This is a genomic window from Bacillus sp. F19, assembly GCA_023823795.1.
Lineage (GTDB): Bacteria > Bacillota > Bacilli > Bacillales > Bacillaceae > Bacillus_P.
Window position 1 is genome coordinate 3,548,396 of sequence record CP085710.1, and the last position, 12,958, is coordinate 3,561,353.

The 12,958-nt window shown below is 38.5% G+C and carries 18 protein-coding genes, 1 pseudogene and 2 riboswitches; of the genes and pseudogenes, 6 read left to right on the forward strand and 13 right to left on the reverse strand.

What is annotated here, in order from left to right; translation table 11 throughout:
- Window positions 1-81 precede the first annotated feature (81 nt).
- Genes gcvPB through gcvT form a run of 3 tightly spaced genes read right to left on the reverse strand, consistent with a single transcriptional unit; the run spans window position 82 to window position 4,010 of the window.
- The gene (gene gcvPB / locus LIT25_18210; protein ID USK32519.1) at window positions 82-1,542 is read right to left on the reverse strand and encodes an aminomethyl-transferring glycine dehydrogenase subunit GcvPB; all 1,461 of its coding nucleotides are present in this window, start codon (window positions 1,540-1,542) and stop codon (window positions 82-84) included.
- Window positions 1,535-2,881 carry an aminomethyl-transferring glycine dehydrogenase subunit GcvPA gene (gene gcvPA / locus LIT25_18215; GenBank protein ID USK32520.1) on the reverse strand — a complete coding sequence of 449 codons (1,347 nt, stop codon included), beginning with the start codon at window positions 2,879-2,881 and terminating at the stop codon, window positions 1,535-1,537. Before gcvPA ends, gcvPB begins: the two co-directional genes overlap by 8 nt.
- Before the next feature lie 25 nt (window positions 2,882-2,906).
- The gene (gcvT, locus tag LIT25_18220) at window positions 2,907-4,010 is read right to left on the reverse strand and encodes a glycine cleavage system aminomethyltransferase GcvT (protein ID USK32521.1); all 1,104 of its coding nucleotides are present in this window, start codon (window positions 4,008-4,010) and stop codon (window positions 2,907-2,909) included.
- Between the two features lie 161 nt (window positions 4,011-4,171).
- Window positions 4,172-4,282: riboswitch (glycine riboswitch) on the reverse strand.
- A gap of 305 nt (window positions 4,283-4,587) precedes the next feature.
- Here gcvT and LIT25_18225 point away from each other — a divergent pair.
- The 4 genes from LIT25_18225 to LIT25_18240 all read left to right on the forward strand — a co-directional run bounded on the left by LIT25_18225 (window position 4,588) and on the right by LIT25_18240 (window position 8,069).
- A complete protein-coding gene (locus LIT25_18225; GenBank protein ID USK32522.1) occupies window positions 4,588-6,270 on the forward strand; it encodes a DEAD/DEAH box helicase in 1,683 nt (560 codons plus the stop codon).
- A gap of 25 nt (window positions 6,271-6,295) precedes the next feature.
- The gene (locus tag LIT25_18230) at window positions 6,296-7,090 is read left to right on the forward strand and encodes a YqhG family protein (protein ID USK32523.1); all 795 of its coding nucleotides are present in this window, start codon (window positions 6,296-6,298) and stop codon (window positions 7,088-7,090) included.
- 296 nt (window positions 7,091-7,386) lie between these two features.
- A riboswitch (cyclic di-GMP riboswitch) is annotated at window positions 7,387-7,473 on the forward strand.
- Window positions 7,474-7,504: 31 nt separating this feature from the next.
- Window positions 7,505-7,636 (forward strand): anti-repressor SinI family protein, encoded by a 132-nt coding sequence (locus tag LIT25_18235; protein ID USK32524.1) that lies wholly within the window; start codon window positions 7,505-7,507, stop codon window positions 7,634-7,636.
- A gap of 97 nt (window positions 7,637-7,733) precedes the next feature.
- On the forward strand, window positions 7,734-8,069 hold the full coding sequence (locus tag LIT25_18240; protein USK32525.1) for a helix-turn-helix domain-containing protein: 336 nt from the start codon (window positions 7,734-7,736) through the stop codon (window positions 8,067-8,069).
- Window positions 8,070-8,497: 428 nt separating this feature from the next.
- Here the strand turns inward: LIT25_18240 and LIT25_18245 are convergent, their stop codons facing one another.
- Window positions 8,498-8,713 (reverse strand): DUF5658 family protein, encoded by a 216-nt coding sequence (locus tag LIT25_18245; GenBank protein ID USK32526.1) that lies wholly within the window; start codon window positions 8,711-8,713, stop codon window positions 8,498-8,500.
- A 503-nt stretch (window positions 8,714-9,216) separates the two neighbouring features.
- On the opposite strand from LIT25_18245, the pseudogene LIT25_18250 reads away from it, so the two are divergent.
- A pseudogene (locus LIT25_18250) lies at window positions 9,217-9,273 on the forward strand (hypothetical protein).
- A 46-nt stretch (window positions 9,274-9,319) separates the two neighbouring features.
- On the opposite strand, the gene LIT25_18255 reads toward LIT25_18250, so the two are convergent.
- Window positions 9,320-9,544 carry a hypothetical protein gene (locus LIT25_18255; GenBank protein USK36419.1) on the reverse strand — a complete coding sequence of 75 codons (225 nt, stop codon included), beginning with the start codon at window positions 9,542-9,544 and terminating at the stop codon, window positions 9,320-9,322.
- 75 nt (window positions 9,545-9,619) lie between these two features.
- On the opposite strand from LIT25_18255, the gene LIT25_18260 reads away from it, so the two are divergent.
- On the forward strand, window positions 9,620-9,952 hold the full coding sequence (locus tag LIT25_18260; protein ID USK32527.1) for a YqzG/YhdC family protein: 333 nt from the start codon (window positions 9,620-9,622) through the stop codon (window positions 9,950-9,952).
- Between the two features lie 131 nt (window positions 9,953-10,083).
- On the opposite strand, the gene LIT25_18265 is transcribed toward LIT25_18260, so the two are convergent.
- The 8 genes from LIT25_18265 to LIT25_18300 all read right to left on the reverse strand — a co-directional run bounded on the left by LIT25_18265 (window position 10,084) and on the right by LIT25_18300 (window position 12,943).
- Window positions 10,084-10,350, reverse strand: coding sequence for a tyrosine-protein phosphatase (locus tag LIT25_18265; protein ID USK32528.1), 267 nt, complete (start codon window positions 10,348-10,350; stop codon window positions 10,084-10,086).
- Window positions 10,296-10,475, reverse strand: coding sequence for a YqzE family protein (locus tag LIT25_18270; GenBank protein USK32529.1), 180 nt, complete (start codon window positions 10,473-10,475; stop codon window positions 10,296-10,298). Before LIT25_18270 ends, LIT25_18265 begins: the two co-directional genes overlap by 55 nt.
- Window positions 10,476-10,499: 24 nt before the next feature.
- Entirely contained in the window at window positions 10,500-11,018 is a 519-nt protein-coding gene (locus LIT25_18275) for a shikimate kinase (protein ID USK32530.1), read from the reverse strand.
- Between the two features lie 75 nt (window positions 11,019-11,093).
- Window positions 11,094-11,468 carry a hypothetical protein gene (locus tag LIT25_18280; GenBank protein USK32531.1) on the reverse strand — a complete coding sequence of 125 codons (375 nt, stop codon included), beginning with the start codon at window positions 11,466-11,468 and terminating at the stop codon, window positions 11,094-11,096.
- A complete protein-coding gene (locus LIT25_18285) occupies window positions 11,465-11,962 on the reverse strand; it encodes a ComGF family competence protein (GenBank protein USK32532.1) in 498 nt (165 codons plus the stop codon). Before LIT25_18285 ends, LIT25_18280 begins: the two co-directional genes overlap by 4 nt.
- The gene (locus tag LIT25_18290; GenBank protein ID USK32533.1) at window positions 11,889-12,218 is read right to left on the reverse strand and encodes a type II secretion system GspH family protein; all 330 of its coding nucleotides are present in this window, start codon (window positions 12,216-12,218) and stop codon (window positions 11,889-11,891) included. Before LIT25_18290 ends, LIT25_18285 begins: the two co-directional genes overlap by 74 nt.
- The gene (locus LIT25_18295) at window positions 12,205-12,657 is read right to left on the reverse strand and encodes a type II secretion system GspH family protein (GenBank protein USK32534.1); all 453 of its coding nucleotides are present in this window, start codon (window positions 12,655-12,657) and stop codon (window positions 12,205-12,207) included. The genes LIT25_18290 and LIT25_18295 overlap by 14 nt, the downstream gene beginning before the upstream one ends.
- A complete protein-coding gene (locus LIT25_18300; protein ID USK32535.1) occupies window positions 12,635-12,943 on the reverse strand; it encodes a prepilin-type N-terminal cleavage/methylation domain-containing protein in 309 nt (102 codons plus the stop codon). The genes LIT25_18295 and LIT25_18300 overlap by 23 nt, the downstream gene beginning before the upstream one ends.
- Window positions 12,944-12,958: the final 15 nt, after the last annotated feature.

Genomic DNA, 12,958 nt, shown 5'->3' on the forward strand with positions numbered 1-12,958 from the left:
AGTCTGCAGTCTGTTCTGCAGACTTTTTTATGCATAAATAAAAAGGATCCGCATGAAATGCGAATCCTTTTTGTGTGCCTTTTATTGCTTTTGATAACGCAAGATCGGTTTTCTTGCTGCTGTAGTCTCATCTAAGCGGCTGACAACTGTCGTATGCGGTGCTTCCTGTACAATTTCAGGATTTTCTTCTGCTTCTTTTGCGATCTGAAGCATTGCGTCAATAAATGAATCCAGCGTTTCTTTTGATTCTGTTTCAGTCGGTTCAATCATGATGCATTCTTCCACGTTTAATGGGAAGTAGATGGTAGGCGGATGATAGCCGAAATCAAGCAGCCTTTTTGCGATGTCCAGCGTACGCACCCCTAATTTTTTCTGACGCTTGCCCGAAAGAACAAATTCATGCTTGCAGTGCCTGTCAAATGGAAGATCATAGGCATCTGAAAGTCTTCTCATCATGTAGTTTGCATTTAAAACGGCATACTCTGTCACCGCTTTTAACCCATCAGGTCCCATTGTCCGAATATACGTATAAGCACGGACGTTAATTCCGAAGTTTCCATAGAATGGCTTCACTCGGCCGATGGACTGCGGACGATCATAATCAAACGTATATTTATTATCTCTTTTAACTAATACAGGTTTTGGAAGGTACGGAATCAGATCAGCTTTAACTCCAACTGGGCCTGATCCAGGGCCTCCGCCTCCGTGAGGACCGGTAAATGTTTTATGAAGATTTAAATGAACGACATCAAATCCCATATCGCCTGGACGGGCCTTGCTTAATACGGCATTTAAATTTGCACCGTCGTAATAAAGCTTGCCTCCTGCGTCATGTACGATTTTCGCCATTTCTAAAATATTTTCTTCAAAAAGTCCAAGGGTATTAGGATTCGTCAGCATAAGAGCAGCTGTATCTTCCCCTACCACACGTTTTAAATCTTCAAGATCTACAAGGCCCTGTTCGTTTGATTTAACCGTAACTGTTTCAAATCCCGCTACAGTAGCTGAAGCTGGATTTGTGCCATGAGCTGAGTCAGGAACAATCACTTTTGTCCGGTTAAAATCGTTGTTGGCTTCGTGATAAGCACGGATCATCATTAGTCCGGTCCATTCGCCATGAGCACCTGCTGCAGGCTGCAGCGTAACCTCATCCATTCCGGTAATTTCAATGAGATGCTCCTGGAGATCATACATTAGCTCCAGGGCACCCTGAACAGTGCTTTCATCCTGCAGCGGATGGATATGGGCTAAACCTGCCATACGCGCTACATTTTCATTGATTTTAGGATTGTATTTCATCGTACAGGATCCAAGTGGATAAAACCCGGAATCTACTCCATGGTTCCTCTTGGAAAGAGCTGTATAATGTCTCATGATATCAAGTTCAGAGACTTCCGGCAGTTCAGCTTCATCAGCACGCAAATATTCACTTTGAATTAATTCATCTGCAGCGATTTCAGGGATATCCAATGAAGGCAAACTGTAGCCTGTTCGTCCTGGTTTTGTCAGTTCAAATATTAATGGCTGATCCTGCTTATTCATGTCCATCCCCCAATTCCTTTACAAATAGGTCAATTTCTTCTTTTGTGCGCAATTCAGTTACAGCTACAAGCATGTGGTTTTCAAGCTCCGGGTATACACTGCCTAAATCGAAACCGCCAATGATGCCCTGTTGAATAAGCTTTGCATTTACCTCTTTAATCGATTTGTTTAGTTTAATGACAAATTCGTTAAAAATAGCCCCTTCAAATGGAACCTCAATCCCGTTTGCAGCAAATGCTTTTTTAGCGTAGTTTGCTTTTTGGATATTTTGAAATGCCATCTCTTTTACGCCTTTTTTCCCGAGTGCCGTCATGGCAACTGAGGCTGCCAAGGCATTTAACGCCTGATTTGAACATATATTAGAAGTCGCTTTGTCACGTCTAATATGCTGTTCACGCGCCTGCAGTGTTAATACAAACCCGCGTCGTCCTTGCTCGTCTGTTGTTTGCCCGACTAATCTGCCGGGTACTTTGCGCAGCAATTTTTGTGTTACTGCAAAATAACCGCAGTGAGGTCCGCCAAAAGCTGTTGGAATACCAAATGGCTGAGCATCGCCTGCAACTATGTCTGCACCAAATTTCCCAGGAGGTGTTAAAGCTCCAAGTGCAAGGGGATTGGAAGATACGATAAACATGCTTTTTCCTGTATGGGCAATTGGTTCAATCTCTTTCAGCGGCTCGATTTGCCCGAAAAAGTTTGGATATTGCACAACGACAGCCGCAACATCGTCTGACATTTCCGCCTTTAAAGCTTCAAGATCTGTGACGCCATTTTTCACAGGCACTTCTACTACTTCAATGTACTGTCCTTTAGCATATGTTTTCAGAACATCTCTGCTTTCCGGATGAACTGCTTTTGAAACAATGACTTTTTTCTTTTTTGTTTGACCTGCTGCAAGCATCGCGGCCTCAGCTAATGAAGTGCCGCCGTCATACATTGAAGAGTTTGCTGCATCCATGCCCGTAAGCTCAGCAATCATTGTTTGAAATTCAAAGATGGCCTGAAGCTCGCCCTGAGAAATTTCCGGCTGATACGGAGTGTAAGCTGTATAAAATTCTGAGCGCGAAATGACATGATCTACTAAGATCGGCATGTAATGATCGTATACACCTGCACCAAGGAAAGAAGCATTGCTTCTTAAATCCTTGTTTTTAGAAGCAAGCTCACTCAGCTCCTTCACAAGTTCCGTTTCAGATTTTGCTTTCTTGATCTTATATTCCCCTTGAAAACGCACGCTCTCGGGAATGTCTGAGAAAAGCTCATCTATATGAGATACTCCGACAGCATCAAGCATTTCCTGCTGATCTTGTTCTGTCATCGGCAAATAACGATGTTTCATGGATGTGTTCCCCTTTCAAACTAGTTCATTTTTTTGGTCGTTTATAAAAAGGTGTTGAAACTGCAATTGCTTTTAAGCGTTTCTTGCGCACTTGCACAATCACTTCAGTGCCCGGTTCTGCAAATTCCTTTTTCAGCAGAGCCCAGCCTATATTTTTCTTTAATGTAGGAGATTGTGTGCCAGTCGTTACTTCGCCGATTTGTTCGTCTCCATGGTATACTTCATAACCATGTCGGGGTATTCCCTTGTCAATCATCTCAAGACCGACAAGCTTTCTTGCTGTTCCATTTTCTTTTTGTTCTTTTAAAATATCTTTTCCGATGAAGTCTGCCTCTTTATTCGGTTTTACAGCAAAGCCGATTCCCGCTTCAATCGGAGTAATTTCTTTTGTAAGTTCCTGACCATATAAAGGCAGATTTGCTTCAAAGCGCAAGGTGTCGCGTGCGCCTAAACCGCACGGAAGAATTCCTTCATTTTTGCCTGCTTCTAAAATCGCTTTCCAAAGGGAAGGCGCTTCTGAAGATGGGCAATAGATTTCAAAGCCGTCTTCGCCTGTATAGCCTGTTCTGGAGACAAGAGCCTTTACATCATCGATTACAACGTCATCTTTAAATTTAAAAAACTTGATTCCACTTAAATCTGTTTCAGTTAATTTTTGAAGGATCGATTCAGCTTGTGGCCCCTGAATGGCCAGTTGTGCAACATCTGATGAAATATTATGCAGCTCTGTGTTTCCGAATTTGTGCGAGATGAGCCAATCATAATCTTTTTCAATATTTGAAGCATTCACGACTAATAAATAGTGAATATCTGATTTTTTATAAATTAATAAATCGTCTACTGTTCCGCCATCTTCATAGCACATCGCCGTGTACTGGGCTCCGCCGTCTTTCAAAAGGGAAACATCATTCGTCATCGTCTTTTGAAGAAATGCAAGACTGTCTGTACCTGTCACTTCAATTTCACCCATATGCGAAACATCGAATAAGCCAGCTCTTTCCCGAACTGCCTCGTGTTCCTCTTTAATAGATGAAAATTGAACGGGAAGATCCCAACCGCCAAAATCAATTGTCTTTGCACCATGCTCTTTATAAACATCAAATAATGATGTTCGCTTTAAATCCGCCATAATCAAATCGCCTCCCCAAAAAAGTATAAAAAAAGGACAGAGACCCCCCTTTATGTAAAAAGGAAGTCTCTGTCCCTGCACCTGAAAGTTTACCTTGCCAAAAATAAGCAAAGCTTTCCCCTTTGGTGGTTTGCTGCTTTCACAAACTCTCTCCAGAGTTGCGTCAAACAAGAGTTCTTTTGCCTGAGAGATTCACAGATGTTTGCTCCTTCGGCGCTGCTTTTGCGGTTTCATTTATTAGAACCGCCGGCAGTCTCTCCCCTTGCTCTCATTCGCTCATATTTTCTGTAAAACTGGTCATACTAAGAGATAACATTCTTTGACATTTTGACATTTTTGACAAAAGAAGCATGCTAACCGAAAAGTAAGTATGTTAGCAACTTTCTTACTTATTAACATCCTACCATTATGAACAGCATTCATCAATCTATTTTTACACAAATATTAAACATATATTTTAATTTAATGTTCGTGTTTAACTTGATTTATTTGTATTTCATCATAATTAACTACCAATTCACGCCTTAAAGTGAACGATTCACCATAACTATACCTTTGCTTGAAAGGGCTGTCATTTATGAATGTAAAAATCAACTTTGATTCATCCTGGCAAGATACTTTTTTTAAAAAACTGGAAAATGATGGACCTTGGGCGAATTGGGAAAATTACAAACTCGCCTGTGAAGTACAAAAACATTTAATTGTTCCTTCGTTTGAAGGCTTGCAGGCTCCAAATCATCTGACAGACTTTACCCCCCTGCCGCACCAATTAGAGGTTGCAAGACAGGTAGTTGAGCATATGAACGGCAAAGCGATACTAGCAGATGAAGTGGGCCTTGGAAAAACGATTGAAGCCGGACTGATTGTAAAAGAATACATGATCCGCTGCCTTGCCAAAAAGATCTTAATTCTCGTACCGGCCTCTCTAGTTTCACAATGGGCAAGAGAACTGCATGAAAAATTTTATATACCTGCTGTTGAGCAGAAGAAAAGCTACGTTTGGGAAGCATGTGATGTGGTAGTTTCTTCAATAGACACCGCAAAACGAAGCCCTCACAGAGAAATAGTCCTTGCCCAGCAATATGATTTAGTCATTATCGATGAAGCTCATAAACTCAAAAATAATAAAACAAAAAACTATGAATTTGTTCAGAGCCTGAAAAAAAAATACTGCCTTCTTCTGACAGCAACTCCGATCCAAAATCGTGTTGAAGAGATTTTCAATCTTGTCTCTCTTCTAAAACCCGGTCATCTTGGAAACGAAGCTTATTTTTCAGAAGTTTTCTCAGCAAAAAATCGATCTCTTGAACATCATGAGCATCTGCAGGAGCTTGTCAACAAAGTAATGATCCGAAACCGCCGCGGCGATACTGGTATTGACTGGCCAAAACGCCATGTTGAAACGGTCCCGATAGAACTCTCTCCAACAGAACGAAATCTGTACACAGCTATATCAAGACTTAAATCATTCGGAACGGCCGCTGCAAGCATGTTTTCCATTATGACGCTTCAAAGAGAAGCATGCTCAAGCAGGGAAGCCGTTTATATGACACTAAAAAAAATGATCGATCGGCCTGCAGGTGAAGCCTCCCCTCTGCCTGAGCCAATCATCAGGGAATTGATGCAGTGCATTGATGAGGTTGACGGAAACACGAAAGCTCAAAAAGCAGTGGAACTTATTAAAAGAATTGATGATAAAGTGATTATCTTTACTGAATATCGCGCCACTCAATTTTATCTGCAATGGTTTTTGCAGCAGCACGGTATTTCTTCTGTCCCTTTCCGGGGAGGATTTAAACGGGGAAAAAAAGATTGGATGAAAGATTTATTTAAAAACCGTGTTCAAGTGCTGATTGCAACAGAAGCTGGGGGCGAAGGCATAAACCTGCAATTTTGCAATCACATCATCAATTATGACCTGCCCTGGAATCCGATGCGGCTTGAACAAAGAATCGGCCGGATTCATCGCCTCGGCCAGGAAAAAGACGTTTATATTTACAATATGGCTACAAAAAATACTGTTGAAGAGCATATTTTAAAATTGCTTTATGAAAAAATTAATCTATTCGAAAAAGTAATCGGTGAGCTTGATGAAATTTTAACCAGATTGGATATTTCAAATTTTGAAGATCATTTGCAGGATATTCTCTTTCAATCAAAAAGTGAAGGCGAAATGAAAATCAAAATGGAAAACTTAACATCCATCCTTCATTTTGCCGAGCAGGAACACTCTGAAAAAAAAGCAGCGAATGGAAAATAAGGATTGATAAGGAGGCTAGAGAGAGATGCTGCAGCAAGAGATCAGTCAATTCTTAGAAAGTTTTTTCACAGCAAATTCGTGTCAAATCATTGATAAACACCCAGGATATATGACTGTGCAGTTAACAATCGAAATGGATAAAGAGCTGATGAACCGCCCTTTTTACTGGACCTATCTTGAAAAAACCGGCGGTGTTCCAAATCCCATGCAGGTGACATTTCTTACAGATGCCAAACAGGCTCCTGAAGATTTAAAAGGAGAGATTATGCATTTCGGGGCACCAAGACTTCATCAGATTTACCAGGCGAGCAAAAAGCTTGGAAGTCACATCCGCCTTTATGAAAACTCTCCGAATAATGGAAGCTCGCAATCACTTCACCCATGGCTCGGAGTAAATGTCATGGTATCTTATCAGAGCGACAAAAAGAAGGACCATTTATATTCAATCGGTCTTCATTTGATCAGTGGAGCAATCATCGAAAATTTCCAGGATCATTTAGAAAAAATGACCTTAACTCCGCGAATTCCTGATCTTTGCTTTACAACATCCCCAATGATTAAGGAACAAAGCGGGTTAAATCGCATTCAGAACTATATTCAATCTATTATTGAGAAGGATGACCACTCATGGGCAGACAATGCAAGACAGCGCTGGAACTCTGATATGATGCTGCTCAGTCATTTTTATGAAGACCTTGATGAGAAACCGGAAGCCTACCAATTAGAAAAAGCAGCATTGAAAGAATTATATGATCCGCAAATAAATGTTTCGATTGTAAATGGCGGAATTTTTTATTTGTCGCAAAATGCGTTCTATTAATGTCGAAAACTGCAAAATCTTATTTTCAAACGAGAAAATAAGATTTTGCAGTTTGTTTTTATTCGTAAAATTTTCTGTCGTTTCATAAAATTAAAGCCCATCAAAATGCCTATAATAAAGGAAGTTAAACCCAATTAATTCTATTATTTTCAAAAAAATGAAAAAATATTTTGCAATCGACACATTTCAGCACAAAAAGTAAAAACCATTTTTTATAATAGTAGTAAATAAGATATATATACCTTAAGGACTAAAGAAACAATTTTTGATTTTTGCAGACTGTACTATTGCACATAATCAGACAAAGGCAAACTTGCTGAAAAGCAAGGACGCAAAGTCACAGATCTAAGGTTCTTAATAACTATGATGGCTGGACTGCCTGAAATACAGAGACGTATTTTAGGAGGAGAAAAAATGGAGATGTTAATGAAGGAAGTAGAAAAGATGGATCAGGAATGGAAAGATTTAATACTGACAGCTTTGAAAATGGGAATCAGCAAAGAAGAAATAAGAGAATTTTTGAAAACGCAAACACTTAAAAATTGACAAACAGAAATTGTACATATTTTTTTTTGCAAAAATCGTTCTATATATATAACACCACCTTCGTTATATGCTATAATGGCTCTGGGAAGGTGATCATATGATTGGTGAACGCATCCGTAAATACCGCAAAGAACGAGGACTTTCTCTATCAGAGCTTGCCGATCGCGCTGGTGTTGCTAAATCATATTTAAGTTCAATTGAACGGAATCTGCAGTCTAATCCTTCTGTTCAATTTCTTGAAAAAGTCTCATCCGTACTGGGAGTATCCATGAATACCCTAATTTTAGACGAACCAATTTATGAGACAAAAAAAGATAATCTTGATAATGAATGGGCAAACCTCGTGAGAGAAGCGATGGATTCTGGTGTAACGAAGGATCAATTTCGTGAATTTCTTGAATTTAACCGGTGGAAAATGAACCAAGATAAATAATGAAAGCTTGTACCTTGTGTAATGCTATTAATAAGGTGCTTTTTTCATGCTGCAATTCTTATTTGATTGTTAAGATAACTAATCAATCTATTAGACAGGCGTTCTGGCACATTCCCAGAGCGTTTTTATTATGCGTATTTATTAAAATGGTTGGTTAATTTTATTTCATTCTTTGAAAAATACTTTTCCTGATTAAAAATAGGCAAATGCACGGCTCGAATTGCTCTTATTTTTGTTAGATCATTTGTGCAGATTGGACATATCCATCGATCTGCCGGGCAGCTGCTGAATGATGGCTGATAACAGCGATTACAAAGTTTTTTATACATAAGACTGTCCCCCGCTTTATATGAAAATTAAGTAAATCCAATAAACATGCATCGCTAAAACAATCCCATAAGCAAAAAATGCCGTAAAAGCAATGAATTTTACTGCCGATGACGACGGCGAGCACCTGAAATAAATAAATAAATACAAGAAAATGGAAAAAATAGTTTAAAACCTGAAAATAGCAGGGGATGTATCTCATAAAGCGACTCCATAAATGGATTAGCTTCAGCTATTAAATTGTAGTGAAGACCAATAACAGTAAGCCCTGCAACTAATGCATTGACAACAGCCAAGAATATGAAAGCCTGTCTCAAGGGAGCCATCCTCTTTATGGTTTACCGAAGGGTATTCTTTATTAAGAACATTTCAGCAGTAATTAAGAAAAATCTATTACATAATTAGCTTTCGAGAAGTATTTAATAAATGGATCTATTAAATTATATGCCGTTAAAGGCAATTAATATATCATCAAAAACCGTCATTCTTTTCGTTTTAAAGAACATTTTTCAAGGATTATCTGTTATTTACTCTCTTTCTCTTACTTTTTATCACTTTATAAAGAACAATTTGTTCTATATAATGAAATCAGACTGATAATTAAGGAGCCTTTTGGATGATTGGGGAAAGGATTAAATATTTACGTCAACAGAAAGGAAATTCCCATCTTATTTCAGAGGCCATTGACCAGGGATTGACCAGGGATGATTTTCGTACGTTTCAGGATTTAATAAAATTTAAACGATATTAAGAAAAGGAATGAACAAGAGGTCGGTGACTGAAATGAAAGCTTAATCTTGACTCAGAATGGCTTTCACTTATAGAGGAAGCGAGAGTGTCAGGTTTAACAATAGAACAGATCTCTTCCTTTCTCCGTAAAAATAAAAAAAGAATAAAGCCGCTCTTTAACGGCTTTACTCCAGTTAATCTCCTCCGCCCCCTCCACCGCCGTCACCGCCGCATGAATCTCCTCCGCCTCCCCAGTCAAAGAAGCCAGAGTCCGAGTGATGACGGTCATCTGAATCTGATCCGGCAAAAGGATATAAAGCTGAGGAATCAGTGCCTTTGTTTCTTTTTTTACTTCTATACCCGTCTGTAACAATTGCAGCAATAAATAAAATAAAAAAGAAAATAATCACGAATACCATTTTATTGCCCCCTTCAGATAATAAACCCTTTTTGAATAACGACTCCTTTTTTGGTAAAAATAACTAAAAAGGAAGGTGATACGTTTGAAAAAATCGATTGTTTTATTGCTTCTTCTCTTTATATACGGTTTTACTCCCTCAATGGTTTCAATTTCCAGTACAGTTTCAGCCGCACAGCACACAGATTGGAAAGACTTTGCTGTCAAAGAGACGAAAAAGCGTTATCCATTGTCACAGGTTCTATTTGCACAGAAGATTTGGGATAATACCAAAAAGAATCAAACAGTAAAACAATATAAGGTTACTGTACGTGAAGGAATGAAGGACATTGGTGTTTTTGTAACGATCTCTTACGATGCCAAAACAGAAAAAGTGAAAAAAATTCAAGTGTTAGAAGAGGCAGATTAGAGCATACAGGAATAATTTGACCGAACAGTAACAAACGGCTCGAACGTCCTAATAAAAATCAGAAAAGGTACCCATTGGGTACCTTTTCTGATTAATCAAGCAGATTTTATTTTAGCCTTTTCTATATGATCCTAATTAATCCCGCAAACCATTTCAGCATAATTTTCAATCGTTCCGTACTTTTTCAAGATTTCCTCAAACACTTCAAGCAAATATTCCCGTCTCACTTCTAATACAGGCTTTAATTGTTCAGCCGACACACGGAACAAGGTAAAGTATCTAATAAAACGCTCAATCTTTTTCATGCGCGCCCCAATAAACTCGTTTGATATAATAAAGCACTTTACCTTTTCTTCTTCATGAAAAACATGACAGCAAATGGCAAAATTCCGAACCATTTGTTTGCAAAAGGAGTCCGTTCCGTTTTGCGGATTGACTTTTTTGCTTTTCGTACTTCCTTTGGTGTATCCATGTAACGAACTAATTGCTGGGTTATATATTTTACATAATCATTTGTAGACAAAACAAACACCTCATGCACACTTTTTTATTCAGTATTGCCAGTGTCTTGTCTTTCTAGTCTCCCAATAATTTCTTCAGTAACTTCATTAATTGACTTTCCTGTCGTATTGATCATAAATGAACAATCTTCATAAGCTTTTTTGCGGGATAAATACAATTCAGTAAGATCATCTTTTGAAGCATGTAATGCAAGCGGCCGATTTTCATCCTGCTTTAGCCGTTCAAAAATGACATCCAGATCAGTATGCAAAAAAACAACTGTTCCATTCTCCTTCATATACTTTCGGTTTTCTGTGCGGACAGGAAGCCCGCCTCCAGTTGTAATGACAACATCCTCCACAGGGAGCATCTGAATGGATTTTGTTTCCAGATCTCTGAATACTCCCTCTCCCTGTTCTTTAAAGATCGTCTTCACTTGTTTTCCAGTCTTTTCTTCAATGAATTCATCAATATCATAAACCGTAAATTTCAGCTTATCAGCCAATGCTTTTCCGATTGTGGTTTTTCCAGCTCCCATAAATCCTGTTAAAAAAATAGCCTTCACAAACACTCACTCCGTATTTTTTTCATAACTTTAACACAGATTCGCTCATAATGGGAGATGATTTTCATCTATCCTTTAATACGCAGACCAATAAACAATTTCCTTTTGGATTAAACTGTATTTATAATTAGCTGAAGTGAAGTTCTTGTTTTCTGTTTCGCAGGATAGTTCTACAAGAATATGTTCTGGATCATTTTTCGAGACAGTATATACAATTGTCCCGTTTTTTAATTTTATGAGCTGCTGTGCTGTATGTTCTTCTTCAGTAATCTGATTTAAGGAGTGCTTAACCCCATACAGCATAAGATTTTCTAATAAAACGGTCTGGCTCCTTTCATGGTAGAACTTTTTTTCTGTTAAATATAAAGCGGTATGATGAAAGATAACCATAAGGAAAAATAGAGCCAATATCGATACGGAAGGCAGAATATACCCATTTTCGTTTTTCATTTCATGACCTTCAGTTCATGAAAACTTCTGAGGCTGCTGCGGTATTCATTATCCGTCATGCTGGTAACCGTAAGGGAGGCACCGCCTGCAATTGGCTCAAATCTTATATTTTTGACATTTCTGAGACAGATGATATGGCCAGTTCCATTCACTTGTCTGCGAATAAGATAGCCGTATTTTTCATATTCAATGATTCTTCCTGATTTTGATGTGAAAGAAATTCTTTGAGGCTCAACACTCAAATTCGTTCCTTCCCGCATTTCAATAACTGTCTGCTGCAGAAAAACCTCCCATTCAAGAAGATTCAAATCATTTTTCCTGTCAGATATTTCATAAATGTAAGGGATAAGGAAGGCCGAAGAAGAAACAATAATGATGACTACGCTTAAAGAGAACAGCATATTAAGAAATGTAAATCCTTTATTCTCTAAAAGAATACATGCATTCCTCCTTTGCAGCATCATGGCTTTCCCAATTGATGCAAGCTTGATCAATGTCTTCCTCCTTGCTCCATGTTATCTTAAACTCTTGATCTTTAATGAAAAGATTAACGTTCTCTTTTTCAAGATTTTCAAAATTCAGGGATTCAATGTGTTCTTTAAGCAGAACCAAGGCTTCATGGTGAATCTTGATTTCTTCCCGCTCTTTTTTTAAGTATACCGATGCCGGAAGCAATATAAGAGAAATCATCGACCAAATACTAAAGGCCATAAGTGTTTCAGCCATAGTAAAACCTTTACTGTCCTTCAACATTCATTCTCCCCATTCCCATATAAAAGATCATCCTGTACTTCTTATTGCGAAAGGTAACACTCATCGATCCGCTTGATAATATTCCGCCTTCACTATTAAATTGGACGCGGGCATCCATTGTTAAAGGAGTCATTTGAATCCCCGAATCATATTTAACAGTAAATAACCTTTTCGCTGGTATACCTCCTTCTACGCCGAAGTACTGATTTTTTGTTGTGTCAAAGAGAATCATCACACTTATTTTATTTGAGATTGCATGCTGCTGAGCATATAGGACATCTCTTTCGAGCGCTTCAAAAAACAAGTCAGCTGTTTTTTGACTTTGAAAAGGCTGAACAATAAGCATCGTTATCACCATCAGAACAGACACAATGCTCATCACCATAATTGTTTCTAACAGTGTATAGCCTGATTCATTCTTCTGTCTTTTCAGCAACCTTTCCATCGCCATCAATAATCAGCTCAGTTCCATTCGGGCAAACAGGGGATTCCTCAATATACTTCTCAGTCTTAAGATCCTCCATTGTGGGTACTGCTTTGAGTTCAATTTGATAGGCAGTTGACTGGGCCTGTACAGTATTTTTCAGCCCTTCGCATCCTTTTGCCTGAATATTCGAATGATGCTTCGTAATGTTCGGAATGGTAATCAAAAGCAGGACAGAAATCACAAGCAATACGATCAGCATTTCTATTAAAGTAAAACCTTTCTCATTTTTAACCATGGTGTTCCCCCTCTT